The following is a 24,315-nucleotide window of genomic DNA, read 5'->3' as shown; positions in this document are numbered from 1 at the left end:
TCGAGCAGGCGTGCAGCTCCATCGGAAACGTAGCCTGGAAAACGGCGCAGCCTTTTCCAGGGGTGAGGTCGTTGCGCAGGGGTGCCCTCACCCCAACCCTCTCCCGGAGGAAGAGGGGGCTAACCGAGCCGGTGTTCAGCCGCGGCAGAAAGCTCGACGGCCTGTGGAGCTACCCTCAGCCCTCGCTGACCGGCAGTCGGCGCACGAAGTTGCCCACCCGCCAGGCCAGTTGTTCTCCCTGGCACTGCACCAGCAGGTTGCGCACCGGGTAGGACTGGCCGGCGACGCTGGCTTCGGCCTGGGCTTCGCTGGCGCCGTCCAGGTGGTTGCGGGCGAGAACCTGATAGCTGCCGGTGGGGCAGCGTGCCGCCGCTTCGCCCGCGCAGCCGGACCAGCTACCGAAGACCCCGTTGCACTGCACCAGGTAGGCCGTGCTGCCATCCCTGAGGTAGGCGTTGTGGGAGCTGGCGCAGCCGGCCAGCAGGGCGAGGAAGCCGGCGCAGGCCAGCAGGCGGAGGGTATGGCGAAGGGCGGCGAGGTTCATGGGAGTGGCTCCAAACAATATGGAGCCATCCTAAGAAGCCAACCCCCTCCCCCATAAATCGTACCGGCGGATAGCGCTTATCGACGACGCTGATGGCCGCGGCGCTAGGGGTTCTCGCCCATGAATCTGATGATCTCGCCGCGCAGCCAGCGCTCGCCCGGGTCCTGGTCCTGGGCCGCGCGCCAGACCAACGACAGCTTGGCCGGGACGATGGGAAACGGCGGTTCCTCGAGGCGCAGACTGCCACCGGCGGCCAGCGCCCGGGCGGCGTAGTCGGGCACGGTGGCGAGCAATTCGCTACCGGCCAGCAGGGCGCCGAGGCCGTTGAAGTGGGGGACGCCCAGGGCCACCTTGCGACTGCGGCCGAGGCGCGCCAGGTCGTCGTCGATGTTGCCGCAGAGATCGCCGGACATGGACACCAGCACATGGGGCCGGGCGCAGTAGTCGTCCAGCGTCAGGGGCGCGGGATCGCGGTCGGCGCGGACCACCAGGGCGCGGATGTGCCTCAGGGTGCGGCACTTGGCGTTGGCCGGCAGCTGGGTGGTGTAGCTGATGCCCAGGGACACCTCGCCACTGGCCAGCAGCCCGGGCAGGAGCAGGAAGTTGGCGTTGCGCACCACCAGCACGCAGTGCGGCGCCACCTCGCGCAGATGGGCCAGCAGCGGCGGCAGCAGGCCGCACTCGACGTCGTCGGACATGCCCAGGCGAAACACCGCGCGACTGGCGCCGGGGTCGAAGTCGTCGACCTCGCTCAAGGCATTGGACAGGCCGTCCAGGGCCGGACGCAACCGTTCGAGAATGGCCAGGGCGCGCGGCGTGGGCTCCATGGCGCGACCGCTGCGCACCAGCAGGGGATCGTCGAAGAACTGTCGCAGGCGCACCAGGGCGGCGCTGATGGCCGGCTGGCCAAGAAAGAGCTTTTCCGCGGTGCGGGTGAGGTTGCGCTCGTGCATCAGGCTTTCGAACACCACCAGCAGGTGCAGGTCGATGCGGCGCAGGTCGTTGCGGTTCACGGCATCCCTCCGCGAAGGTCAGGCGCCGGGAGAGGCGCCTGACTTCGTTTACCTTACTTGGCGGCCAGCTTGGCGTAGCTGGTCATCAGGTTGCGGTAGTTGGGGATGTGGTTGGACAGCAGGGCGCCCAGGCCCTCGATGTCGTTGCGCCAGTCGCGGTGCAGTTCGCAGGCCACGCTGAACCAGTTCATCAGCTGCACGCCGGCGGCGCTCATGCGTGCCCAGGCGGCCTGCTGCACGGTCTTGTCGAAGGTGCCGGAGGCATCGGTCACCACGAAGACGTCGAAGCCTTCGGCGATGGCGGCCAGCGCCGGGAAGGCCACGCAGACGTCGGTCACCACACCGGCAATGATCAGCTGCTTGCGGCCGGTGGCCTTGATGGCGGCGACGAAGTCCTGGTTGTCCCAGGCGTTGATCTGGCCGGGACGGGCGATGTACGGCGCCTCGGGGAACAGCTCGATCAGCTCGGGCACCAGCGGTCCGTTGGGGCCCTGCTCGAAGCTGGTGGTGAGGATGGTGGGCAGACCAAAGAACTTGGCGCTGTTGGCCAGGGCCAGGACGTTGTTCTTGAAGTCGCTGGGGGTGAAATCCTGCACCAGGGAGATCAGACCGGCCTGGTGGTCGATCAGCAGGACGACGGCATCGTTCTTGTCGAGACGGTTGTAGGGCTTGCTCATGGTGGAGTCCTCGGGGGTGGTGGTTGATGAGGTAACGGGCTGTGCTAGGCGCCGCCCAGGAGATGGCGGATGGCGATGGGTACGCCGGGGGTCTGGTATTGCCGCGCCGCCGCTTCCAGGCGCTGTTCGCCCTGGGTGACGCGGTGGTGGTGGCGCAGGTGCTCCAGCCAGGATTCGTCGCAGAAGAATTCCTGCCAGCGGCGCGGCTCGGCGCTGTCCTGCAGCAGCGCCCAGGAGAAGGCGCCGTTGCGCCGGCGCATGGCGCCCACCGCCTGCATGGCCTGGCGAAAGGCCGGGCCGTGCTCGGGGGCGATGTCGTATTCCAGGGTGACCATCACCGGGCCGCGCTCGCGGTCCAGGGAGTCGTCGAGGATGGGCGCCGGCCAGTGCAGCGAAGGCGCGATGTCCGCCGCCGGGGTGACCGGCAGGCGCAGGCGCCAGGTCAGCCCGATGCCAACCAGCAGCACCCCGGCCGCCGCGCTCAGCGCCACGCTCAGGGAGAAATGACTGGCCAGGGCGCCCCAGAGGAAGCCGCCCAGGGCGCTGGTGCCAAAGAACACCAGGATATAGACGGCCAGGGCGCGGGCGCGCACCCAGGCGGGTACGGCGGTCTGGGCGGCCACCTGCAGGCTGGAGAGCACGGCGATCCAGGCCAGGCCGCTGGCCAGCATCACCGGCAACAGCCAGGCGAAGTCGCGGATCCAGGCCAGGCCGAGCAGGACCAGCGCATAGAGGGCACTGGCGCCGGCCACCAGCAGGTCGCTGGAGAGTCTTTCACGCAGGCGCGGCAGGAGCATGGCGCCGCCGATGGCGCCCAGGCCGACACAGCCGAGCAGGATGCCGAAATCCAGGGCGGTGCCCTGCAGGGCCTGGCGTACCAGCAGGGGCAGCAGGGCCATGCCGGCACTGGCGCCGAGGAAAAACGCGGCGGTCCGGGCTAGCACCACCTGCAGCTGGAGCGAGCTGCGGGCATAGCGGAAGCCGACCCGGACGGCGCCCAGCAGGCGCTCCGCGGGCAGCACGGCGGCTGCAGGTTGGCGTCGCCAGGTCAGGAGCGCGACGATCACGGCAAAAAAGGAAACGGCGTTGAGGGCGAAGGTCAGCCAGGGACCGGCCAGGCTGACCAGCACCCCGGCCAGGGCCGGGCCGAGGGCGCGGGCCACGTTCATGCCCAGGCTGGACAGGGCGATGGCCGCCGGCAACTCGCTCTTGTCGACCAGCTCGGGGGTCAGCGCCGACCAGGCCGGCAGCATCAGCGCGGTGCCCACGCCCATGGCCAGGGTCAGGCCCAGCAGCAGCGGTACGGTCATCCAGCCGGCCAGGGTCAGGCCGGCCAGGGCCAGGGCCACCGCGGCCATCCACAGCTGCACGCCGAGCAGATAGCGGCGCCGGTCGACGATGTCGGCCAGGGCGCCGGCCGGCAGCGCCAGCAGGAACATCGGCAGCGCCCCCGCCACCTGCACCAGGGCCACCGCCAGGGGGCTGGCGGACAGCGAGGTCATCAGCCAGCCGGCGCCCACCTCGTGCATCCAGGTACCGATGTTGGAGGCGATGCTGGCCAGCCACAGCCAGCGAAAGGTGCGCTGGCGCAGCGGCTGCCAGGGCGAGGCGGCGTTGGGAGTCACGGCGGCGGCGGTCATGGCGGCGCTCCTCAAAAGCTGAAGCAGGAGCAGCCGAAGGCGCCCCAGAAGCCACTGAAGTCGCTCACCGGCACCCGGCTCTGGCGCGCCCGCTCATGGCCGTGGCCATGCACGGCACAGGCACCGGCGCACTGGTGCACGGCGGCTTGCAAGGGCGCACCGGGTTTCCAGTGACCGGGCACCTTGACCACCGGCGACCAGTCCGGCGTGACCGGCAGGGGCGCCGGCCCCAGGCGATCGAATTCCTCGGCGCCATGGACGATGCGGCCACCAACCACGGTGAGCACCGACTCCAGGTGCTTGATGGCCTCTTCCTCGACCGTGAAGAAGTCTGCCGAGAGCACCGCCACGTCGGCCAGCTGGCCCACCCGCAGCTGGCCCTTCTTGCCCTGTTCCGAGGAGAACCAGGCACTGCCCTGGGTGAAGAGTTGCAGGGCAGTGGCCCGTGGCAGGCCTTCCTGATAGAGCGCAAGACCGCCGACGGTGCGGCCACTCACCAGCCAGTACAGCGAGGTCCAGGGGTTGTAGCTGGACACCCGGGTGGCGTCGGTCCCCGCGCCCACCGGCACGCCTTCGGCCAGCATCCGCTGGATCGGCGGGGTCTGTTCGGCGGCCTGGGCGCCGTAGCGGTCGACGAAGTATTCGCCCTGGAAGGCCATGCGGTCCTGGATGGCGATGCCGCCGCCGAGCGCCTTGACCCGCTCGATGTTGTGCGGGCTGATGGTCTCGGCGTGGTCGAAGAACCAGGGCAGGCCGTTGAAGGGCACGTCGCGGTTGACCCTCTCGAAGACGTCGAGCATCCGCGAGATGGATTCGTCGTAGGTGGCGTGCAGGCGGAACGGCCAGCGCTGCTCCACCAGGTGGCGCACCACGGGTTCCAGATCGGCTTCCATGGTGGGCGGCAGGTCCGGACGCGGTTCGAGGAAGTCCTCGAAGTCGGCCGCCGAGAAGGCCAGCATCTCGCCGGCGCCGTTGTGGCGGAGGAAGTCGGTGCCCTGGTGCAGGGTGACGCTACTGGTCCAGTTCTTGAAGTCGGTCAGCTCTTCCTTGGGCCTCTGGGTGAAGAGGTTGTAGGCGATGCGCACGGTGAGCTGGTCGGCGTCGGCCAGTTCCTGGATCACCTGATAGTCGTCCGGGTAGTTCTGGAAGCCGCCGCCGGCGTCGATGGCGCTGGTCAGCCCCAGGCGATTGAGTTCGCGCATGAACTGGCGGGTGGAATTGACCTGGTATTCCAGCGGCAGCTTGGGCCCCTTGGCCAAGGTGGCGTAGAGGATCATGGCGTTCGGCCGGGCGATGAGCATGCCGGTGGGCTCGCCACGGGCATCGCGCTGGATCTCGCCGCCTGGCGGATTGGGCGTGTCCCGGGTGTAGCCCACGACCCGCAGGGCGGCGCGGTTGAGCAGCGCCCGGTCGTAGAGGTGGAGAATGAACACCGGGGTGTCCGGCGCCGCATGGTTGAGTTCGTCCAGGGTCGGCAGGCGCCGCTCGGCGAACTGGAATTCGTTCCAGCCGCCCACCACCCGCACCCACTGGGGCGCCGGGGTGCGCTCGGCCTGGTCCTTGAGCATGCGCAGGGCATCCGCCAGCGAGGGCACTCCCTCCCAGCGCAGCTCCAGGTTGTAGTTGAGGCCGCCACGGATCAGGTGCAGGTGGGAATCATTGAGGCCGGGGATGGCGCGGCGCCCGCGCAGGTCGACCACCTGGGTGGCCGGGCCGCGATAGGCCATGACGTCGCTGTCGCTGCCCACGGCGATAAAGACGCCGTCCCTGATGGCGACCGCGGTCGCTTCGGGGCGCTCGGGATCGACGGTGTGGAGCTTGCCGTTGTGCAGGATCAGATCGGCGTGTTGCATGTGGCCTCCGGGACCAGGGTCAGAAGCCCGGGCGCAGGGCGCCCGGGAAGGTTCAGCGGGCGACGAAGGCCAGCAGGTCGCGGTTCAGTTGCTCGGCGTGGGTCACCGCGAAGCCGTGGGGCGCGCCGGCGTACACCTTGAGTTCGGCGCCGCGGATCAGCTGGGCGGCGAGCTTGCCGGTGGTTTCGAAGGGCACCACCTGGTCGGCGTCGCCGTGGATCACCAGGGTGGGTACGTCGACCTTGGCCATGTCCGGGCGGAAGTCGGTTTCCGAGAAGGCGGTGACGCAGTCCAGGGTGCCCTTCAGCGACGCCAGCAGGGCGATGTTGAGGGTCTGGGTGAAGACGCCCGCGGAGACCTCCTGGCCCTTGTTGGTGCCATAGAAGACCGGGGCGAAGTCGGCGAGGAACTGGGCGCGGTCCTTGAGCAGACCACCACGGATACCGTCGAAGACGCCCTGGTCGACGCCCTGGGGGAAATCCGGCTTCTGCCCGAACAGCGGGGTGACGGCGCCGAGCAGCGCCAGCTTGGCGACCCGCGCCGAACCGTGGCGCGCCAGGTAGCGGCTGACGTCGCCACCGCCCATGGAGAAGCCCACCAGGGTGACGTCGCGCAGGTCCAGGTGCTCGATCAGCTCCTTGATGTCGTCGGCGAAGGTGTCGTAGTCGTAGCCGTTCCACGGCTGGCCGGAACGCCCGAAACCGCGGCGGTCGAAGGCGATGGCGCGATAGCCGTTGGCGGCCAGATGGTGCATCTGGTAGTCCCACATATCGGCGTCAAGCGGCCAGCCGTGGCTGAACAGCACGGGCTTGCCGCTGCCCCAGTCCTTGAAATAGATCTCGACGCCGTCGCGGGTGGTAAAGGTGCTCATGGTTGTTCGCCTCTAGCGGTGGGGGGAGTGGAAAAGGCGCCCGAGCGGGCGTTGAGCCAGGGCGCGCACAGGCGGCTCACCCTCGGCATGATCAGGAACACCACCAGTGGCACGATGCACAGGGTGATCAGCAGGTTGCTGGGCACCGGGCCGGCCAGCAGCGGATAGCGCGCGAACAGCGGCTGCCACAGCGGCGGGATCAGCATCGTCAGGGGCGCGATGACCAGGTAGGTGAGCACCGCCTGCTTCCAGGCCGGTGGCTGGCGCACGCCGGGGCGTGGCGGGGTGAACCAGAATTCGGCGTCGGCATGCACCTCGGGCGCATCGGCCTCGCGCAGCAGCGGCGCCACCTCGGCGATCAGCGCCTGGCGCTCCGGCGAGGCCAGCCAGGCCTGCAGTTGTTCGACGTCGGCGAAGCGCACCAGGGTGGTGAAGGCGGCGCCCTCCTCGGCCGGCGGGATGACGTCCACGCCGAGGTGACCGCAGGCCGCGCGGGCGGCGGTGACCGCGCGCTGCAGCCAGCGCTGATAGGCCTCGTGCTGGCCGGCCAGGGGCTGGTGGCGGATCACCAGGGTGACGATGCGGCCGTGCGCCTGGTGCAGGTCCTGCCCAAGTGCGGCGCTCATGACAGGGCCCTGGCGAATCCGCCCTGGGCGGCGTGACGCCTGGCCAGCCGCGCCTCCAGCGAGTAGCGACCCGGTCCGGTGAGTGCCAGGGTGCCGAACAGCACCAGCAGCAGCCAGCCGAACTGGCCCTCTTCCAGCGACCACTGCGGATGCACCACCAGCAGGGCGATCAGCAGCAGCCCCAGGATCGGCAGGCAGGCCAGGCGCGTCGCCCAGCCGAGGGCGATCAACAGCGGGCAGAGCACCTCGGCGAAGACGGCGAAACCCAGGGTCGGCCAGGCGCCCAGGTGCAGCGGGTCCTCGATCAGCCCGAGCTGCTGGCGGAAATGCAGCGCCTTGGGCAGGCCGTGCACCGCCAGGAGCAGTCCGGCGCCACCCAGGCGCAGGAACAAGAGTCCCAGATCCAGTCGCGTCTCGCGCATGGCCCATCCTCCTGATGAGAGAGTCGGCTGCGAGAAAAGCCCCGCGCCGTCGATGGGGCGGACTTTCGCCCGGACGCTGGGGAGCGGCCTTGGACGTCTGTGCTGGTTTTTGTACGCCTGTGCTGTGGCGTGCAGGTGAAAGGATTCAGGTCACAACAGCGGCCTGAACGTGCTGAACAGTCAACTCATGCGTGACGGTAAAACGCCGACCAGCTACTTAATCGATTTCAAGGTGGACAGTAATCTGCGCCCATCGCATCCAAGCCGGATGCCAGACCTTTAAAGGACAGCTGACGATGAACACCACCCAAGCCCTTACCGCCACCACCGGCCGCCTGCTGCTCGCCAGCCTCTTCCTGTTCAGTGGCGTGGGCAAACTGCTCGCCCCGGCCGCCACCAAGGGCTACATCGCCGCCATAGGGCTGCCTTTCCCGGACCTCGCCTACCTGGGCGCCCTGGTGGTGGAGCTGGGCCTCGCCAGCCTACTGCTGATCGGCTATCGCACCCGGCCGGTGGCCCTGGCCATGGCCGCCTTCACCCTGGTCACCGCCCTGGTGTTCCACAGCCACTTCGCCGACCAGAATCAGCTGATCCACTTCCTCAAGAACGTCGCCATCGCCGGGGGCCTGCTGCAGGTGGCGGCCTTCGGCGCCGGGGCCCTGAGCCTGGATGGCCGGCGACCGCTGCGGGCGGCCCGGCTGGCCTGATCGCCCTCGCTCGTTGCGCCCGCCTGGATCCTTGGGTTCAGGCGGGCGCTGTCACATCCAGCATCCTGGCGCAGGCCTCGCGCACCAGCTCGAGGAACAGGCGCAGTCGCGCCGGGTAGACCCGGGCGTAGGGATAGATGAGATAGATCGGCAGGGGCGCGGCCTGCCATTCGGGGAGCAGATGCACCAGGCGCCCCGTGGCGACGTCCTCGCGTACCATCCAGTGCGACAGCGCCGCGCAGCCCAGCCCCCGCACCACCGCATGGCGGGCGACGAAGAGACTCTCGGTGGCCAGCCGCGCCCGCAAGGGGATCAGCCGGCTTTCGCCAGAAGAACCCAGCTGCAGGCGCAATTCGGTCTGGTAGAACTGGGTCATGGCGATCCAGGGCAGCGCCGTCAGCTCCTCGGGTGCCCTCAGCGTGCCTGCCAGGTCCGGCGCCGCCACCAGGATGCGCTGGACATCGCCCAGGCGCACCGCCACGGTGTCCGGATCCTCCACCGCCCCCACCCGAATCGCGCAGTCGACGCCATCGGCGACGAAATTCGGTGCCCGGTCGCTGAGCACCCAGTCCACCTGCATGCCCGGATAGCGGCGCAGATAGGTCTCCAGGGGATCGAGCAACTGCTCCTGGCCGAAGGCATGGGGCATCACCACCCGCAGCCGTCCCTCGGGCTCGGCATGGGCGCCGTGCAGGGCGGCGGCGAAGGCCTGCCAGTCGCCGAGCAATTGCTGGGCCTGGCGATAGCAGCGCTGGCCATCCTCGGTCAGGCGCAGGGCATGGGTAGAACGCTGCACCAGACGCACCTGCAGCGCTGCTTCCAGTGCCTGCAGGCGCCGGCTGACGGTGGGCTGGGTGGTGCCGAGCTGGCGCGCGGCCGCCGACAGACTGCCGGCCTCGACGATGCGGACGAAGGTCTCCAGCAGGTCGAGACGGTCGTGGGAAAAGGTACTGTTCATACGGCCTACGTATACCCCCTGTACTGGACGTTCGGCTACAGGTCGCGACGGCTCTGGTCGAGAATGCGCTCATCGTCTTCCCACCGGATGAACCGCCATGACCGATATTCCACTCCCGCATAGCCAGAACTCAGCGCACCGTACCGGCCTGTCCCCTGCCCTGCTCGGCCTGCTGGCCACCGGCGCCGGCCTTAGCGTGGCCAACCTCTATTACAGCCAACCCCTGCTGGGCACCCTGGCCAGTGCCCTGCCCGCGCCCGCCGCCGATGTCGGGCTGATCCCCACCCTCACCCAGCTCGGCTATGCCCTGGGTCTGCTGCTGCTCGCACCTCTGGGTGATCGCTTCGACCGCCGCCGCATCATCCTGGCCAAGCTGGCCGTACTGCTGCTGGCGCTGCTGGGCGCCAGCCTGGCGCCGGGCCTGCATGGGCTGCTGCTGGCCAGCCTGGTGACCGGTCTGGCCGCCACCGTGGCCCAGGACCTGGTGCCCGCCGCCGCGACCCTGGCGCCGCCGGCCGAGCGCGGGCGCATCGTCGGCACGGTGATGACCGGCCTGCTGCTGGGCATCCTGCTGTCCCGGGTGGTCAGCGGCCTGGTGGGCGAATGGCTTGGCTGGCGGGCGGTCTATCTGTTCGCCGCCCTGAGCATCGCCGCCATCGGCGTGGCGGTCTGGCGCGGCCTGCCCGCCTTCGCCGCCACCACCCAACTCAGCTATCCGGCCCTGCTCGGCTCCCTGGGCGCGCTCTGGCGCCGCCATGCCGCCCTGCGCCGGGCGACCCTGGCGCAAGGCCTGCTGTCGGTCGGCTTCAGCGCCTTCTGGTCGACCCTCGCCCTCTATCTGCACGCCGGGCCCTTCCAGCTGGGCAGCGCCGCCGCCGGCGCCTTCGGCCTGGCCGGTGCCGCCGGTGCCCTGGCCGCGCCCTGGGCCGGCCGCCTGACGGATCGCCATGGCTCGGAGTGGGTAACGCGGCTGGGCATCGGCCTGGCGGCCCTGGCCTTCGCCAGCCTGCTCCTGCTGCCCTGGCTACCAGGCGTGACCGGTCTGGTGCTGCTGGCGCTGGCGACGGTGGTCTTCGACCTGGGCGTCCAGGCCACCCTGATCGCCCACCAGGCCCAGGTCTACGGCCTGGAACCCGAGGCGCGCAGCCGACTCAACGCGGTGCTCTTCACCGGCATGTTCATCGGCATGGCCAGCGGTGCGGCCCTGGGCAGTCTGCTGCTGGCCCGGCTGGGCTGGAATGGCGTCGCCGGCCTGGCGCTGGCCACCGCCCTGCTGGCCCTGGCGGTACGGCTCTGGCCTGGCCGTCCGCGCCCGGTTCGGTGATCGCGGACCAGGATCTGACGCCACCCAGCCCGAGACATCGTCAACCAGGATAGGACGACCATTCTCCTCCCAGCCCGTTAATCAAACCGCAGCGCCACAGTAGGATGACTTCCATGGCGTCGGTACAGACCGCGCCCCCTTCAGACAAGGAGCCTCATCATGCTGGCCATTCGTAAAGCTTCCGATCGCGGCGCCGCCAACCACGGCTGGCTCAAGTCCTTCCACACCTTTTCCTTCGCCAGCTACCGCAATCCGGCGGAACAGGGCTTTTCCGACCTGCTGGTGATCAACGACGACACCGTGACCGGGGGCCAGGGCTTCGGCGAGCACCCGCATCGCGACATGGAGATCTTCTCCTATGTGCTCGAAGGCGCCCTGGAGCACCAGGACAGCCTGGGCACCGGCTCGGTGATCCGCCCCGGTGACGTCCAGCTGATGAGCGCCGGCAGCGGCGTCAGCCACAGCGAGTACAACCACTCCGCAAGCGAGCGGGTGCACTTTCTGCAGATCTGGATCGTGCCCAACGTGCGCCGCGCCGAACCGCGCTACCAGCAGCAGCACTTCAGCGCCGAGGCCAAGCGTGGTCGCCTGGCCCTGATCATCTCGCCGGACGGCGCCGAGGGTTCGCTGGAAGTGCGCCAGGACGCCCGCGTCTACGCCGGGCTGTTCGACGGCAGCGAGAGCGCCCGCCTGCAACTGGCCCCCGAGCGCCATGCCTATGTGCACGTCGCCCGCGGCAGCCTGGAGCTGAACGGCGTCCTGCTGCAGGCCGGTGACGGCGCAAGGCTGCGCGGCGAGCGCGAGCTGCAACTGGCCCACGGCACCGACGCCGAGGTGCTGGTGTTCGATCTGCGGCCCAACGAACTGCCGCAAATGCCCTGACCCTGTCTGCGCCTAGGTAGTAGCAGGCGCCAAGCCCGGAGGCCGCTCAGTCGGCCTCCCCGTGCCGAGAACGCGCCATGAGCACCCAAGCCCTGACCTCCCTGGTGGCCGGTAACGCCACCCTCTGGCTGACGCTGAACGTCTTTGGCGAACAGCTGGGCCTGCCGGTACCGGCCTATCCCTCGCTGGTGGTGATGGGCGCGGCGGCCGATGAGGCCGAGTTGCTCCTGGCGCTTCTGGCTACCGTGGCGGTCACCGGGGTGGCCGATCTGCTCTGGTACTGGGCCGGTCGGCGGCATGGTGCCTGGCTGCTGCGCCATCTGCCGGGGCATGTCCCGGCCGCCACCCGCTTGCCCGGCCTGCTGCTGGTGGCCAAGTTCATTCCCGGCGCCGCGGCCCTCGCCACCCTCAGCGCCGGGGCCAGTGCCATGCCCCTGCGGCGCTTCCTGGCCTACGACCTGGGCGGCGCCACCCTGTGGATCGGCTCCGGTCTGGCCCTGGGTCGGCTGTTCGAGGCGCACATCCTGGCCCTGCTCGACGGACTCCAGGCCTATGGCCCGGCGCCCCTGCTGCTCGCCGGACTGCTCGGTCTCGCCCTGCTGGGCTGGCACCTGCTGGCCCGCCGGCACGCTCGGCCAAGTCCGTCGCGACAGTATTGCGCCTAGACGGTTGCCGTCTTAACGCTAATTAACGATAGCCAACTCGCACGTCAGACAACTGCACGGAATCATTCTCATCCAGGCGGTCGCGCCACGCGGCTGGTTTGATAGGGAGAGCGCCATGTCCATGACCGTCGATAGCACCCTGGCTCTATCCAGTACCCGACTGGTCGGTTTGGCAGCCTGGCAGGAACGGCTGGCCAAGGAAGTCCTGCTGCAGCATCTGGAGCGCGGCATCAGCGTCAGCCAGGTCGCCTCCGTCTGCGGCCTGTCGCGCAGTCACTTCACCCGCCAGTTCAAGCTCAGCGCCGGACTCGCCCCCCTGGAATGGTTGCGTCAGCAACGCATCGACCGGGCCCGGCACCTGCTCGCCGAGCACCGACTACCCCTGGCGGCGATCGCCCTGGAGTGCGGCTTCTTCGATCAGGCGCATCTGAGCCGGGTGTTCACCCGCGCCGTCGGGGTCCCGCCGCTGGCCTGGCAACAGCAGGCCCTGGAGCGGCGGTTGCTGACGGAACTGGCGCAGGTGCAGCCGCAGCATGGCCAGCAGGCGGTAGCCTAGGGCCGCCCCGCTGCCTTCGACCAGGATCAGCGACTTGTCCACCAGTTGCCCCAGCAGGGGGATGAACAAGGCCTCCTCCAGCCCGCGCTGCGCCGCCAGGCGCAGGGCCTGCTGACGACTGAAGCGCTCGCCGGCCTCGGCCAGGGTCGCCAGCACGGCGAATTCCGACTCGCTCAGGCTGTGCAGACTCCAGTCGAGCATGGCGCCAAGGCTGCGCTGGCGTTGCGCCGCCGTGCGCCGTCCGGCCACGCTCAGGTAATAGCCGCCGTCGAGTTGCGCCAGTACCCCCGCCAGGCCCAGCGCCGCCACCTGCTCGGCCAGGATCTCCAGCGCCAGGGGCACGCCTTCGCTGCGGCGGCAGATCTCGCCCACCAGCTGCACGTCGGCCGGCCGCAGTTGCAGCCCCGGCAGGCGCGCCCGGGCACGTCGGACGAACAGGCGAAAGGCCGGCTCGCGCATGGCGTCGCGCAGTTGCCGCGCGGGTGGTTGCGCGACCGGCAGCGGCGCCAGGCGCAACACGGCCTCGCCTTCCACCCGCAGGGCTTCGCGACTGGTGACCAGCACCCTGAGTTGCGGACAGCCCTGCAGCAGGTTTTCCACCAGCCAGGCCGCGGGTTCGACCAGGCGCTCGGCGTTGTCCAGCACCAGCAGCATGCGCCGCGTGGCCAGCGCCTCCTGCAGCGCCGGCAAGCCACTACCGCTGGCCAGGCCCAGGTCACTGGCGAGACGGTCCACCAGCGCCATCATGTGGCCCAGCGCCGCAAGATCGAGACTCTGGATCCCGTCGGCGAAGTCTTCCAGCGTGGGCAGCAGGTGCTGGACCAGCAGCGACTTGCCGACCCCTCCGGTGCCCACCACCGACACCAGGCGACGTTGCGCGAGCAGACGGCGCAATTCGACCAGGCTGGTGTCGCGCCCCTCCAGGGGCGTCAGGGGCAGCGGCGTCTCGGCCAGCGGCGTGAGGTCCGCTTCGTTCAAGCGCTCCACCGCCAGGGCGAAGCCGTAGCCGCGCTGCCGGGCGCTGAGAATGGGATCCCGATCGCTGTAGGGCCGCAGCACCCGGCGCAGGGCCGAGATGTGCACCCGCAGATTGATGTCCTCGACGACGGCGCCGGGCCAGACCCGGGCCATCAGGGTTTGCTTGCCGACCAGCTCGCCGGGGTGCTCCAGCAGCACCCGCAGGATATCCAGTGCGCGCCCACTCAGGGGCAGCGGCCGCTCGCCATCCAGCAGCAGGCGCCGGCGCGCATCCAGGACCAGGCCGCAGAAGCGGAAGGCACTGGCGTCTTCCAGGGACTTGGGCTCTTGCATGACCATGTCGCGCCCCCTCGCTGCGGGTACTGCGGACACCTGGCTCCGCAGCCCCTCACCGGTAGGCGCCTCTCCTTGCCGATAGGTATGACCATTCTGGCCGCTGCCCAGGCAAGGCGTATGACGATCTACGGCCAGAAGCTGCCATCGATGGGCGTGATACCGCCATCCGCAGCTGCGTTCAGCTGAACTGGTAGCGGTACTGCGCCGGGGTCAGCCCCAGATGGCTCTGGAAGGCGGCGCGCATGCAGCGATCGCTGGCGAAGCCGCTGCGAAAGGCCACAGTCTTCAGCGGCAGCTCGGAGGTCTCCAGCAATTCGCGCGCATGATCGATGCGCGCCCTGAGCACGAACTCCAGGGGCGTCATGCCGGTGTCGCGCTTGAACACCCGGGCGAAGTTGCGGGTGCCCATGGTGGCGAGTTCGGCGAGCCGGCTGATCGAATACGCCTGGTCGATGTTCGCCACGACATGCTGCTGCACCCGGGTGATGGCGGTGGTCGCCTCCGGCTCGTCGAACAGCGGACTGAACTGGGCCTGCTTGCCCTGCCGCTGGGTCACCACCACCAGCACCTTGGCCACCTCCCGGGCGATGGCCTTGCCGTGGTCTTCGGCCACCAGCGCCAGCGCCAGGTCGATGCCGGCGGTGACTCCGGCCGAGGTGAGCAGCGGGCCGTCGCTCAGGTAGATCTCGTCGGCGGTCACCTGGGCGCGGGGAAAACGGCGCGCCAGGCGTTCGCGATAATTCCAGTGGGTGGTCACCCGCCGGCCATCGAGCAGACCGGCGCTGCCGAGCAGAAAGGTGCCGGTGCAGACCGCCCCGTAGCGCGGGCACTGCGCGGGCACCTGCCGTAGCCAGGCCGCGACGTCGGGATGGGGCTCCAGATAGGCACCCGGCCCGCCGGGCACCAGCAGCAGGTCGTAGGCCCCCGGCGGCTGCTGGGTGGTGAGCTCCGTGCGTATCGTCATGCCATTCGAACAACGCAGGGTCCGCCGCCGCCCCGCGGCGATGGTCACGATGCGATAGTGGTCGGCCGCCGGCAGATAGCGATTGGCGATGGAGAACACCTCCACCGGCCCGGCGAAATCCAGCATCAGCACCTCGGGGACCAGCAAGAAAGCCACTGTCCTCGTCATGGCGATACATCCTTATCCGTGTTGCAGTTTGTCCTTGGACGCTGGAGCGTCCGGGTGACGGTAGGGACGAGGATAAGGATCTGTCCCCCGAGGACAAGCAGTAGCAAAAGGCCATCTATCTACCTTTTGCCACGCGCGATCAGGGGCCAACGAAAGGAAGGCCTCTGGCTCAGGGTTCTTGTGGACCTGCTATTGGCGCTACCCCCGCCGCAACCTGATCAGCGTGATCTCGCTCGACGCGCCGAAACGCAGTGGCGGGCCCCAGTAGCCGGTGCCGCGGCTGATGTAGACGGTCAGTCGACCCAGGCGGTGGATGCCGGCCACCCAGGGTTGCTGCAGGCGCACGAAGTGCATCCAGGGCCAGAACTGGCCGCCGTGGGTGTGGCCGGAGAGCTGCAGGTCGGCGCCGGCGGCTTCGGCCTTGGGCGCCGAGCGCGGCTGGTGGGCCAGCAGCAGGCGGAACAGGCCTTCCGGGGTGCCGGCGAAGGCGGCCGCGGCGTCGCTGCGGTGGCTGGGTACATAGAGCGGCGCCGAGTAGTCGGTGATGCCGGCCAGCACGAAGGGCGTGCCCTGGTGCTGCAGCACCCGATGCTCGTCGAGCAGCACGGTCAGGCCCTGGTCGCGCCAGGTGCGCACCCAGGCTTCGGCGCCGGAATAGTATTCGTGGTTGCCGGTGATGGCGTAGGTGCCCAGGCGCGCCTTGAGCCCCTGCAACGGCAGGAATTCGTGCTGCAGTTCGGCCACGCTGCCGTCCACCAGGTCACCGGTGATGGCCACCAGATCGGCGTCCAGGCCGTTGACCCGGTCGACGATGCGCTGCAGATAGCCGGCCTTGATGGTCGGGCCGATGTGCAGGTCGCTCAGTTGCACGATGCGCAGTCCGTCCAGGCCGGAGGGCAGGCTCGGCAAGGCCACTTCCACTTCCTTGACCCTGGCCGTGCGGCGGGCGTTGTAGACGCTGCGCAGGGCCACCAGCAGCACCAGTCCCAGCACCGCCCAGGCACTGCCGACGCGCCAGGCGGCGTCCAGCGGCTGACCGATGAGGCTGGCCAGGGCCACCACCAGACCGCGCAGCAGGCTGAACACCGCCAGGCTGGAGAACACGCCCATGGCGATCAGCGCCGCCCAGGCCAGCAGGCGCGACTGCATGTCCCGCGAACGAAAGCCCAGGGGCACCAGGACGAAGGACAGCAGCAGCAGGGCCCAGAAGGGTAGCTGGGCGGCCGGTGTCAGCCCGAGGTCACCGATGACGCTGAGGCCGATGAACAGGTGCAGGGCGAAGAGAACCAGATACATCATGGCGCGGGAGCGGAACATGGAGGGCCCTGAGGCGAGGAAGAGGTCTTACCTTAGCACCCCGCCGGTCGCCCCTCGGAGCCCCGGTGTGTTTCCGGCTACAACGATTCAGCCGGCATTCAGCGCTGCTCCGCCTCGCCGGCCTGGGCCGCCTGATCCGCGCGCCGGCCCAGGTAGAAGCCGAGCCAGGCCCAGAGCGCCGCGCAGCCGGCACCCACCAGCGCCGGCAGCCAGGCGCCGTGGCCGAGCAGATCCAGCAGACTCTTGGCCCAGCCGCTGGCGGCGTCACCGGCGCGATAGACCACGGTGTCGATGAAGTTCTTGGCCTTGTACTGGGTCTCGGCGTCCAGCGGCGCGAAGAGCATCTCGCGACCCGGGCGGATGAAGGCGTATTCGCCGATCCGCCTGACGATCATCAGCCCCGCCAGCATGGCGAAGGTGGGCAGCAGCGCGAGGCCCAGGAAGCCGATGCACATCAGCAGCGGCACCCCGGCCAGCAGCACCCGCACCCCGAGGCGCTGGGCCAGGCGACCGGTGATCAGCACCTGGCTGGCCAGGGCACCGGCCTGGACCACGAAGTCCAGCAGGCCGAACACCTGCACCTGGCGAGCGCGATCGGGAAACAGCTCGGCCACCAGTCGCGCCTGCTCGAAGTAGAGAAAGGTGCTGACCGTGGCCAGCAGGATGACGAAGGCGCTCACCGCCAGCAGATAGGGCGAGGCCAGCACCCGGGTCAGGCCGCTGAAGGGATTGCCGGCCACCGGGCGACGTGGGCTTTCGGTCGGCGGCGCACCCGGGCGTCCGGCACCGCGGGTCTCGCGCCAGCCCATCAGATAGGCCTTGAGCCTGAGCGCCAGGAGCAGCAGCGCGGCGGCCAGCAGCGCCAGGCCCGCTTCACCGATCAGGGGCGCCAGGGCGGCGGCCAGCACCGGCCCGAGCAGCCCGCCGACACTGGCCCCGGCGGCGATGAAGGCGAACAGCCGCCGCGCCTGGGCGCCGTCGAAGACATCGGCCATCAGACTCCAGGCCACCGAGACCACGAAGAGGTTGTAGACCGAGATCCAGACATAGAAGGTGCGTGCCAGCCAGACGCTGTCGCCCAGGCTGGCGAAGCAGGCGGCGAAGGCCAGGAGGTTGAGCGCGAAGAAGCCATAGACCCAGTCGACGAAGCGAATCCGCGCCACCCGCGAATTGAGCCAGGCGAACAGCGGCACGGCGAGCAGCATCACCACAAAGGTGGCGGTGAACAGCCACTGCAGATTCTCCACGCCGCCGGCGATGCCCATGGCCTCGCGGATCGGCCGCAGCATGAAGTAGCCGGCGAACAGGCAGAGAAACAGCGTAAAGCCCGCCAGGGCCGCGGACGACTCACCGGCGCGGGCGTCGAGGACGCGACCGAGCCAGTCCTTCATCTAGGCGAACAGCCCGGCGATGGCCTCGCGCTGGCGCGCATCGGGCAGCCGCCCGCGTCCGGCCTGGAGGTTGTCGACCATGTAGCGCGGATTGCTGGTGGCGGGGATCACCGCGGTCACCGCCGGGTCGGCGAGGATGAACTTGAGCAGCAGCTGCGCCCAGCTGGTGGCGCCCAGTTCGGCCGCCAGCGGCGGCAGTGGCTTGCCACGGGTGCCGGAGAGCAGGTTGCCGCGCTGGAAGGGTCTATTGATCAGCACGGCGATGCCCTGGTCGCGGCAATAGGGCAGCAGGCGCTTCTCGGCTTCGCGCTCGCCCACGGAATAGTTGAACTGCACGAAGTCGACCTTTTCCTTTTTCAGGGTAGCCAGCAGATCGTCCAGCGCCGCCTCGCGATAATGGGTGACGCCCACGTAGCGCACCTTGCCGGCCTGCTGCTGTTCGCGCAGCAGGGCCAGCTGGTTGGCGGTGTCCTGCAGGTTGTGCACCTGGACCAGATCCAGGCGTTCGGTCTGCAGGGCCTTGAAGCTGGCGGCCAGTTGCGTCGCGCCGCGTTCGCGGCCGGTAGAGGAAATCTTGGTGGCGAGAAAGACCTTGTCGCGGGCCTGGGCCCGCCTGACCAGCTCGCCGGCCACCCGTTCGGAATTGCCGTAGCTGGGCGCGGTATCGATGAGGGTGCCGCCGCCGTCGAGCAACGCCTTGAGCACCTCCTGCAGCGGCGCCAGGGCGGCGTCGTTCAGGTCGACATCGAGATTGCCCGAGGTGCCCAGGCCGATGACCGGCAGCGCCTCGCCGGTGCGCGGGATCTTGCGGGTCAGCAGCGGCTCGGCGGCCTGGGCGCTCTGCCACAGCCAGGGCGCGGCGGTCACGGCCGCAGCCAGGGCGGTGGTGGTCTGCAGGAAATGGCGACGGGTCGGCATGGCGGGCCTCGCGACGATCGGATTCGGAAAGGTGACCCTTGAGTTAAGCGGTTCTTCCAGCCGATCGCCCGCCCGGCTCATTGCGGCATGTTGCGGCGCTCTCGCAGGTTGAGTTGAGCGCAGCGAAGCCCAACACCGCCCAAGATTGGACATCCCTGTTGGACTTCGACAGAGGAGCCGTCTCAACCCAACGTACGTACTGGCTCCCGTAGCGTGGACAACGGCGAAGCCTTGTCCACTGGTTAGCTCTGACTGCCCAGCGGAAAACGCTACGCGGTTTTCCACGCTACGGATTGGCGGCATCCTGGCCCGCAAGGATGTCGTGATCCGCTGGTGGCAGGCTGCCGTCGCCGCCCAGGTAGCGGTCGTAGAAATCCCGCACCGTGACGTTCTTGTGCTTGGCTTCGAACATGATGTCGAAGCGGTCGAGGAACTGGCAGGCGTAGCGGTTGCACCAGTCGTTCCACATCATGTCGCTGTGGGCATAGAGCAGCCGCTTGCTGATCTGCTGCAACAGGAACTTGATGTCGATGCGCTCGCTGGGCGAGACGCCCATTTCCATCAGCGCCTCCGGCGGCTGGGAGTAATGCATGGCCGGACGCACCCCGCGCCAGCTGTCGATGATGCGCGCTACCCGTGGCTCCCAGGGATCGATGTAGGCCTCCTCGTGGATCCAGCAGTGGTGGATGTCCAGCACCACCGGGGCGAGGTCGGCCAGTTGCAGGCAGTCGTCGACGCCATAGGTCTTTTCGTCGTTCTCGAAGGTGATGCAGTTGCGCGCCTCGCTGGAAAGACGTGGCCAGACCGCGCGGATGCCCGGCACGCCCAGGCGACCGGCGATGTGCACGTTGCACTTGAAGTCCTGGAATGTCTGGCCGTAGCCCATCAGGCGGATCATGTCGGCGTGGTATTCGAATTCCTTCAGGCTGTTCTCCACCACCTCCGGGCGATCCGAGCCCAGCACGCAGAATTGCCCGGGGTGCAGCGACAGCCGCACATCGCGGCGGCGGGCCAGCTCGCCCAGCCGGCCGAAGCGATCCTCCAGCAGCGCCTGCAATTCCTGGGAGCGATAGAAGTAGGCGAATTCGGCGTGGCTGTAGAAGGGCAGCAGGTCGCTGCTCAGGCGCAGCATGCGCAGATTGTCCGGCAGGTCGGCGACATGCTCGACGAATCTCAGCTGGGCATCGAGGTTGTGGGTGACCACGTCCAGCAACTTGGCCTCGGCGGCGGCGCGCTCGACGCTGCCCAGCCAGCGCAGGGTGGTGGTGCGGGTATTGAAGGCCCGCTCGACCTGCTCCAGTTCCTTGAGCGACAGGCTGCGCTCGGGGTGACGGTACATGCAGGCAAAGCCGATTCGATACATGGGACGCTCGGGTCGATGACTATAGGGATTAGTCCGCGCGGCGCCGCTTGGGTGCGGGTGGGGTGATGGGTGGAGGGGTGTCACCTGGAAATGTGGTGCCTGGGCGTACCCTCACCCCGGCCCTCTCCCAGGGGGAGAGGGGGTGGTATGGCAAGGGGGGTGACGTTCTCGATGTATCAGCTTGAGCGGCGGCAGCCAGTGGAAAACGCTGCGCGGTTTTCCACGCTACGGGAATCGAGACTATCGCGGCCATGGCGGTCCGCCGATGCGGCCGCTCCTACAAGAGCCTCATCCGCTGTAGGAGCGGCCCATGGCCGCGATCGAGTCCCTACCCCAACCCTAACCCATCGTTAAAGCAGGCAGCGGTAGGGTGGAAAACGGCGCAGCCTTTTCCACGCGTGCTCGGGCTGCCCTACCCCGGCCCGAACCACTGTGTCAGGGCATGCAGCACCAACCCCACCAGGCCGCCCACCAGGGTGCCGTTGATGCGGATGAATTGCAGGTCCTTGCCGACGCTCTGCTCCAGTTGCTGGACCAGTTCGTCGGTGTCCCAGGCGGCTACCCGCTCGGCGATATAGTCGCCGATGCGCTGGCGGTTGCGGTCGATGAAGGGCGGCGCCACCGCCATCAGCTGCTCGTTGATCCAGCGTCTCATGGCTTCGTCGCGACTGAGCGTCTCGCCCAGTTCGGCCAGTAGCCGGCCCAGGCGGCGGCGGATGCGCGAATCCGGCGCGGCGAGATCCGCCTGCAGCCAGTTCACCAGTTCGTCCCACAGTTCCTGCAGATAACCCGCCAGCGCCGGGTGCTCCAGCAGCCGGTCGCGCAACTGTTCGCCGCGCAGGCGAAAGGCCGGGTCTTCCTTGAGACGCTCGATGAAGCCGACCAGATAGCCATCGAAATGCCGCCGCAACTCGTGCTCGCGGTCATGGCTGATCTCGCCGATCAGCCGCGACACCGCCTGCACCACCTTGATCGCCGACCAGCGCCCGACCCGCTCGTCCAGCCCCAGGTATTTGAGGGTGCGCAGTTCGCCGCCAATGGTGCGGGCGATCAGCGCCTGGGTGTCTTCGTCCTGCAGCAGGCGATCGATCTCCTGCAGCACCTCGTCGAGCACCGCCTGGTGGCGGCCGTCGGCGGTCAGCATGTCGAGCAGTTCGCCGGACAGCGCCGCCACGTCCAGGCGCTGCAGCCGCTCCACCGCCACCCGCCGGATGAAGGCCTGCACCCGCACCTCGCGCAGGGCTTCCAGGGAATAGCGGGCGACGCCGGTGGCCTGGCTGGCCACCGCAGCGGCGTTGTCCGGCTGACGCAGCCAGCCGGCCAGGCGCCCGGCGGCGTCCAGTTCCTCCAGCTTGGCCAGCACCTGAGGCGTGGCGAGGAAGTGCAGGCAGATGAAGTCCGACAGCTTGCGCCCGACCCCGGCCTTGTTGCGCGGGATGATGGCGGTGTGGGGAATCGGCAGGCCCAGCGGATGGCGGAACAGCGCGGTCACCGCGAACCAGTCGGCGATGGCGCCGACCATGGCCGCCTCGGCGAAGGCGGCGGCGTAGCCCCAGGCCGGATGGCGGGCTTCGAGGGCGGTGGCCAAGCAGTAGAGCGCCGCCGCCAGGAACAGCAGCAGCAGCGCGATGAGCTTCATGCGCCGGACCGGGGTGAGGCCGTCGCCGGAGAGTGTGGTCATGGAAAGGGGACAATCCTCGCGCGGGATGATCCCCGCATCCTACCCCAGACTAGAGTCTGACCCAGCGCTCCTCCTGCGCCGATTGCCGCGCGGCCTGGGCCAGGCGTTCCACCTCCCAGGCCTCCTGGAAGTCGACGCCGGTATGGCCGGGGTTGCCGCCCAGGGCCTCCAGCAGCGAGCGGACCTCCAGGGTCTTGAGTTCGTTGTAGCCGAGCTGGTGGCCGGGGGCCGGGCAGAAGGCGGCGTAGTCCGGCAGGTGCGGACCGGCCAGCAGGGTACGGAAACCGGCCAGGCCCGGACGGTCGCCCACCTGGTAGAGGCGCAGTTCGTTGAGGCGCTCCTGGTCGAAGCTGAGGGTGCCGCGGGTGCCGCAGACCTCGAAGGCCAGGCGATTCTTGCGCCCGTGCTTGAGCCAGCTGGTGGTCAGGGTGCCGCGGGCGCCATTGGCGAAGCGCAGCAGCAGATGGGCCTGGTCGTCGATCTCCACCGTGCGGGTGCCGCCCTGGTGGGGCCGCTGGCCATGGGCGGTGTGCAGATCGGCGCACAGCGCCGCCACCGGGCCGAGCAGAAAGCGCGCCAGCGACAGGATATGGCTGCCCAGGTCGGCCAGGGCGCCGCCGGCCTGGCGGGTCTCGCAGCGCCAGGTGAAGGGCCCCTGGGGATCGCCCATGAAGTCTTCGCTGAATTCGCCGCTAAAGCTGACGATCTCGCCCAGCTCGCCGCTCTGGATCAACTCGCGCGCCTGCTTGAGCATGGGATTCTGCAGGTAGTTGTAGCCGACCCGGTTGACCACCCCGGCCTGGCGCGCGGCGTCGCGCATCCGCGTCGCCTCCTCCAGGCTGACCGCCAGGGGTTTTTCGCAATAGACCGCCTTGCCGGCCGCCAGGGCCGCCAGGGCCATGGGCGCGTGCAGCAGGTTGGGGGTGGTGATGGCCACCAGCTCGACCTGGGGATCGGCGATCAGGCGCTCCCAGTCGCAGCTGCGGACGAAACCCCAGGCGTCGGCGCAGCGGGCGGCGCGTTCCGGATCGGCGTCGGCCAGGGCCACCAGCCGCGGACGGACCGGCAAGCTGAAGCTGCTCGCCGCGTGATGGAAGGCCTGGGCGTGGGCATGACCCATGAAGCCGGTGCCGATCAGACCGATGCCGATGTCGCGCATGTCGTTCTCCGTCAGAGGTATGGAAAGACCCGGCCGGCCAAGCCAGTAGCCGGCCGGGTAACAGGAAGGGTGGGTGCAGGCTTGCCCTCACCCCGGCCCTCTCCCGGAGGGAGAGGGGGAAAGCGGTCGGGTGCAGGCGCGGTCCTCTCCCAGGGAGAGGGGGAAAAGCGGTCGGGTGCAAGCGTAGCCCTCTCTCAGGGGAGAGGGGCAAGCGCCAGCCCTAGCGCTTGGCCTTGCGCTTGTTGCGGTACTGGTCGATGACCACGGCGACCACGATGATCAGCCCCTTGATGATGTCCTGGACGTAGGCGTCCACTCCGAGAAAGGTGAAGCCGCTGGCCATGGTGCCGAGGATCAGGGCGCCGATCACGGTGCCGGTGATGCGCCCTACCCCGCCCGCCAGGCTGGTGCCGCCGATCACCGCCGCGGCGATGGCGTCCAGTTCGTAGGACATGCCCATGCCGGCCTGGCCGGTGGCGGCGCGGGCCGAGGCCACGACCCCGGCCAGGCCTGCCAGCAGGCCGGCGATGCTGTAGACGATGATCAGGTGCTTCTTGACGTTGATGCCGGAGATGCGCGCGGCCTGCATGTTGCCGCCGATGGCATAGGTGTACTTGCCGTACTTGGTGTAGCGCAGGGCGATGTGGAAGATCACCGCCACCACCAGGAAGATGATCACCGGCATGGCCCCGGCGCCAATGGCGGTGTAGTTGTCGGACAGCATGCTGATCGGCTGGCCTTCGGTGTAGTAGCGCGCCAGGCCGCGAGCCGAGACCATCATGCCGAGGGTGGCGATGAAGGGCGGGATGCCGGTGACGGCGATGATGCTGCCGTTGATGGCGCCGGCCAGCAGCCCGACCCCGAGGCCGGCCATGACCGGCACCCAGACCGGCAGGTCGGTCAGCGAGGGAAACACCGCGCGGCCGAAGTCCGAGGTCTGGGCCAGACTCGCCGCCACCATGGCCGACAGCGCCAGCACCGAGCCGGAGGAGAGGTCGATGCCGGTGGTGATGATCACCTGGGTCACGGCGATGGCCAGCAGGCCGATGATCGAGACCTGCAGGATCATCAGCACCAGGCGCTGGGAGTTCATCAGGAAACTCTGGTCGCGCAGCACCCAGCCGAAGGCCTCGAAGGCCAGGCCGATGCCCAGCAGCACCAGCAGGATGCCCAGTTCGGTGGGGATGCGGCGCCGCGGGCGCGCGGTGGGTAGCTCGGCGGTTTTCTTGTCCAGGAGGGCACTCATCTTGTTCTACCTCGTTATAGGCCGGAGGCGGCGGGCAGGCACCCGCCGCGCGTGAC

General features: G+C 69.0%; 22 protein-coding genes and 1 pseudogene. 5 read left to right on the top strand and 18 right to left on the bottom strand.

From position 1 onward, the window contains the following. Nucleotides 1-175 precede the first annotated feature (175 nt). The 8 genes from PSEK12I1_RS0121315 to PSEK12I1_RS0121280 all read right to left on the bottom strand — a co-directional run bounded on the left by PSEK12I1_RS0121315 (nt 176) and on the right by PSEK12I1_RS0121280 (nt 7,646). Nucleotides 176-544 (bottom strand): hypothetical protein, encoded by a 369-nt coding sequence (locus PSEK12I1_RS0121315; protein WP_027602860.1) that lies wholly within the window; start codon nt 542-544, stop codon nt 176-178. 104 nt (nt 545-648) lie between these two features. Beyond that, the gene (locus tag PSEK12I1_RS0121310) at nt 649-1,557 is read right to left on the bottom strand and encodes a LysR family transcriptional regulator (protein WP_027602859.1); all 909 of its coding nucleotides are present in this window, start codon (nt 1,555-1,557) and stop codon (nt 649-651) included. Nucleotides 1,558-1,610: 53 nt separating this feature from the next. Further along, nucleotides 1,611-2,234, bottom strand: coding sequence for an isochorismate family cysteine hydrolase YcaC (gene ycaC / locus PSEK12I1_RS0121305; protein ID WP_007161541.1), 624 nt, complete (start codon nt 2,232-2,234; stop codon nt 1,611-1,613). A 44-nt stretch (nt 2,235-2,278) separates the two neighbouring features. Continuing rightward, nucleotides 2,279-3,874, bottom strand: coding sequence for an MFS transporter (locus PSEK12I1_RS0121300; RefSeq protein WP_037007292.1), 1,596 nt, complete (start codon nt 3,872-3,874; stop codon nt 2,279-2,281). Between the two features lie 11 nt (nt 3,875-3,885). Continuing rightward, entirely contained in the window at nt 3,886-5,727 is a 1,842-nt protein-coding gene (locus PSEK12I1_RS0121295; protein ID WP_027602857.1) for an amidohydrolase, read from the bottom strand. Nucleotides 5,728-5,779: 52 nt separating this feature from the next. Continuing rightward, nucleotides 5,780-6,598: an alpha/beta fold hydrolase gene (locus PSEK12I1_RS0121290; RefSeq protein ID WP_027602856.1), complete on the bottom strand. Its 819-nt coding sequence runs from the start codon at nt 6,596-6,598 to the stop codon at nt 5,780-5,782. Next, on the bottom strand, nt 6,595-7,224 hold the full coding sequence (locus PSEK12I1_RS0121285) for an antibiotic biosynthesis monooxygenase (RefSeq protein ID WP_027602855.1): 630 nt from the start codon (nt 7,222-7,224) through the stop codon (nt 6,595-6,597). The genes PSEK12I1_RS0121290 and PSEK12I1_RS0121285 overlap by 4 nt, the downstream gene beginning before the upstream one ends. After that, on the bottom strand, nt 7,221-7,646 hold the full coding sequence (locus PSEK12I1_RS0121280) for a DoxX family protein (protein WP_027599156.1): 426 nt from the start codon (nt 7,644-7,646) through the stop codon (nt 7,221-7,223). Before PSEK12I1_RS0121280 ends, PSEK12I1_RS0121285 begins: the two co-directional genes overlap by 4 nt. A 296-nt stretch (nt 7,647-7,942) precedes the next feature. Between PSEK12I1_RS0121280 and PSEK12I1_RS0121275 the strand changes: the two genes are divergently transcribed. Beyond that, nucleotides 7,943-8,353: a DoxX family protein gene (locus tag PSEK12I1_RS0121275; RefSeq protein WP_027602854.1), complete on the top strand. Its 411-nt coding sequence runs from the start codon at nt 7,943-7,945 to the stop codon at nt 8,351-8,353. Nucleotides 8,354-8,390: 37 nt separating this feature from the next. Here the strand turns inward: PSEK12I1_RS0121275 and PSEK12I1_RS0121270 are convergent, their stop codons facing one another. Then, nucleotides 8,391-9,311 (bottom strand): LysR family transcriptional regulator, encoded by a 921-nt coding sequence (locus PSEK12I1_RS0121270; protein WP_027602853.1) that lies wholly within the window; start codon nt 9,309-9,311, stop codon nt 8,391-8,393. Between the two features lie 97 nt (nt 9,312-9,408). On the opposite strand from PSEK12I1_RS0121270, the gene PSEK12I1_RS0121265 reads away from it, so the two are divergent. The 4 genes from PSEK12I1_RS0121265 to PSEK12I1_RS24480 all read left to right on the top strand — a co-directional run bounded on the left by PSEK12I1_RS0121265 (nt 9,409) and on the right by PSEK12I1_RS24480 (nt 12,738). Next, nucleotides 9,409-10,635, top strand: a complete 1,227-nt coding sequence (locus tag PSEK12I1_RS0121265; protein ID WP_027602852.1) for an MFS transporter — start codon at nt 9,409-9,411, stop codon at nt 10,633-10,635. 159 nt (nt 10,636-10,794) lie between these two features. Then, nucleotides 10,795-11,517, top strand: coding sequence for a pirin family protein (locus PSEK12I1_RS0121260; protein ID WP_027602851.1), 723 nt, complete (start codon nt 10,795-10,797; stop codon nt 11,515-11,517). Between the two features lie 77 nt (nt 11,518-11,594). After that, the gene (locus PSEK12I1_RS0121255; protein WP_007161531.1) at nt 11,595-12,182 is read left to right on the top strand and encodes a DedA family protein; all 588 of its coding nucleotides are present in this window, start codon (nt 11,595-11,597) and stop codon (nt 12,180-12,182) included. A 115-nt stretch (nt 12,183-12,297) separates the two neighbouring features. After that, nucleotides 12,298-12,738, top strand: coding sequence for a helix-turn-helix domain-containing protein (locus PSEK12I1_RS24480; protein ID WP_044342902.1), 441 nt, complete (start codon nt 12,298-12,300; stop codon nt 12,736-12,738). 621 nt (nt 12,739-13,359) lie between these two features. Here PSEK12I1_RS24480 and PSEK12I1_RS25425 read toward each other — a convergent pair. The 9 genes and pseudogenes from PSEK12I1_RS25425 to PSEK12I1_RS0121205 all read right to left on the bottom strand — a co-directional run. After that, nucleotides 13,360-14,049, bottom strand: a pseudogene (locus PSEK12I1_RS25425) (transcriptional regulator); the annotation flags it as partial. Nucleotides 14,050-14,230: 181 nt separating this feature from the next. Next, nucleotides 14,231-15,184, bottom strand: coding sequence for a GlxA family transcriptional regulator (locus PSEK12I1_RS0121240; protein WP_169853366.1), 954 nt, complete (start codon nt 15,182-15,184; stop codon nt 14,231-14,233). Nucleotides 15,185-15,382: 198 nt separating this feature from the next. Next, nucleotides 15,383-16,501 carry a metallophosphoesterase gene (locus PSEK12I1_RS0121235; RefSeq protein WP_027602847.1) on the bottom strand — a complete coding sequence of 373 codons (1,119 nt, stop codon included), beginning with the start codon at nt 16,499-16,501 and terminating at the stop codon, nt 15,383-15,385. Between the two features lie 98 nt (nt 16,502-16,599). After that, nucleotides 16,600-17,892, bottom strand: a complete 1,293-nt coding sequence (locus PSEK12I1_RS0121230) for an NTP/NDP exchange transporter (RefSeq protein WP_027602846.1) — start codon at nt 17,890-17,892, stop codon at nt 16,600-16,602. Continuing rightward, entirely contained in the window at nt 17,893-18,810 is a 918-nt protein-coding gene (locus PSEK12I1_RS0121225) for an aldo/keto reductase (RefSeq protein WP_027602845.1), read from the bottom strand. A gap of 286 nt (nt 18,811-19,096) precedes the next feature. Next, nucleotides 19,097-20,173, bottom strand: a complete 1,077-nt coding sequence (gene uvsE, locus PSEK12I1_RS0121220; RefSeq protein WP_027602844.1) for a UV DNA damage repair endonuclease UvsE — start codon at nt 20,171-20,173, stop codon at nt 19,097-19,099. Nucleotides 20,174-20,585: 412 nt separating this feature from the next. Next, nucleotides 20,586-21,854 carry a DUF445 domain-containing protein gene (locus PSEK12I1_RS0121215; protein ID WP_027599144.1) on the bottom strand — a complete coding sequence of 423 codons (1,269 nt, stop codon included), beginning with the start codon at nt 21,852-21,854 and terminating at the stop codon, nt 20,586-20,588. Between the two features lie 49 nt (nt 21,855-21,903). Then, the gene (locus tag PSEK12I1_RS0121210; protein ID WP_027602843.1) at nt 21,904-23,013 is read right to left on the bottom strand and encodes a Gfo/Idh/MocA family protein; all 1,110 of its coding nucleotides are present in this window, start codon (nt 23,011-23,013) and stop codon (nt 21,904-21,906) included. 220 nt (nt 23,014-23,233) lie between these two features. Next, on the bottom strand, nt 23,234-24,259 hold the full coding sequence (locus tag PSEK12I1_RS0121205) for an ABC transporter permease (RefSeq protein WP_007161522.1): 1,026 nt from the start codon (nt 24,257-24,259) through the stop codon (nt 23,234-23,236). Nucleotides 24,260-24,315 lie beyond the last annotated feature (56 nt).

Source organism: Pseudomonas sp. MOIL14HWK12:I1 (assembly GCF_000510705.1).
GTDB lineage: Bacteria > Pseudomonadota > Gammaproteobacteria > Pseudomonadales > Pseudomonadaceae > Chryseomonas > Chryseomonas oryzihabitans.
Note: the sequence above shows the minus strand (reverse complement) of the source record. Positions and strands in the feature narration are given on the sequence as shown.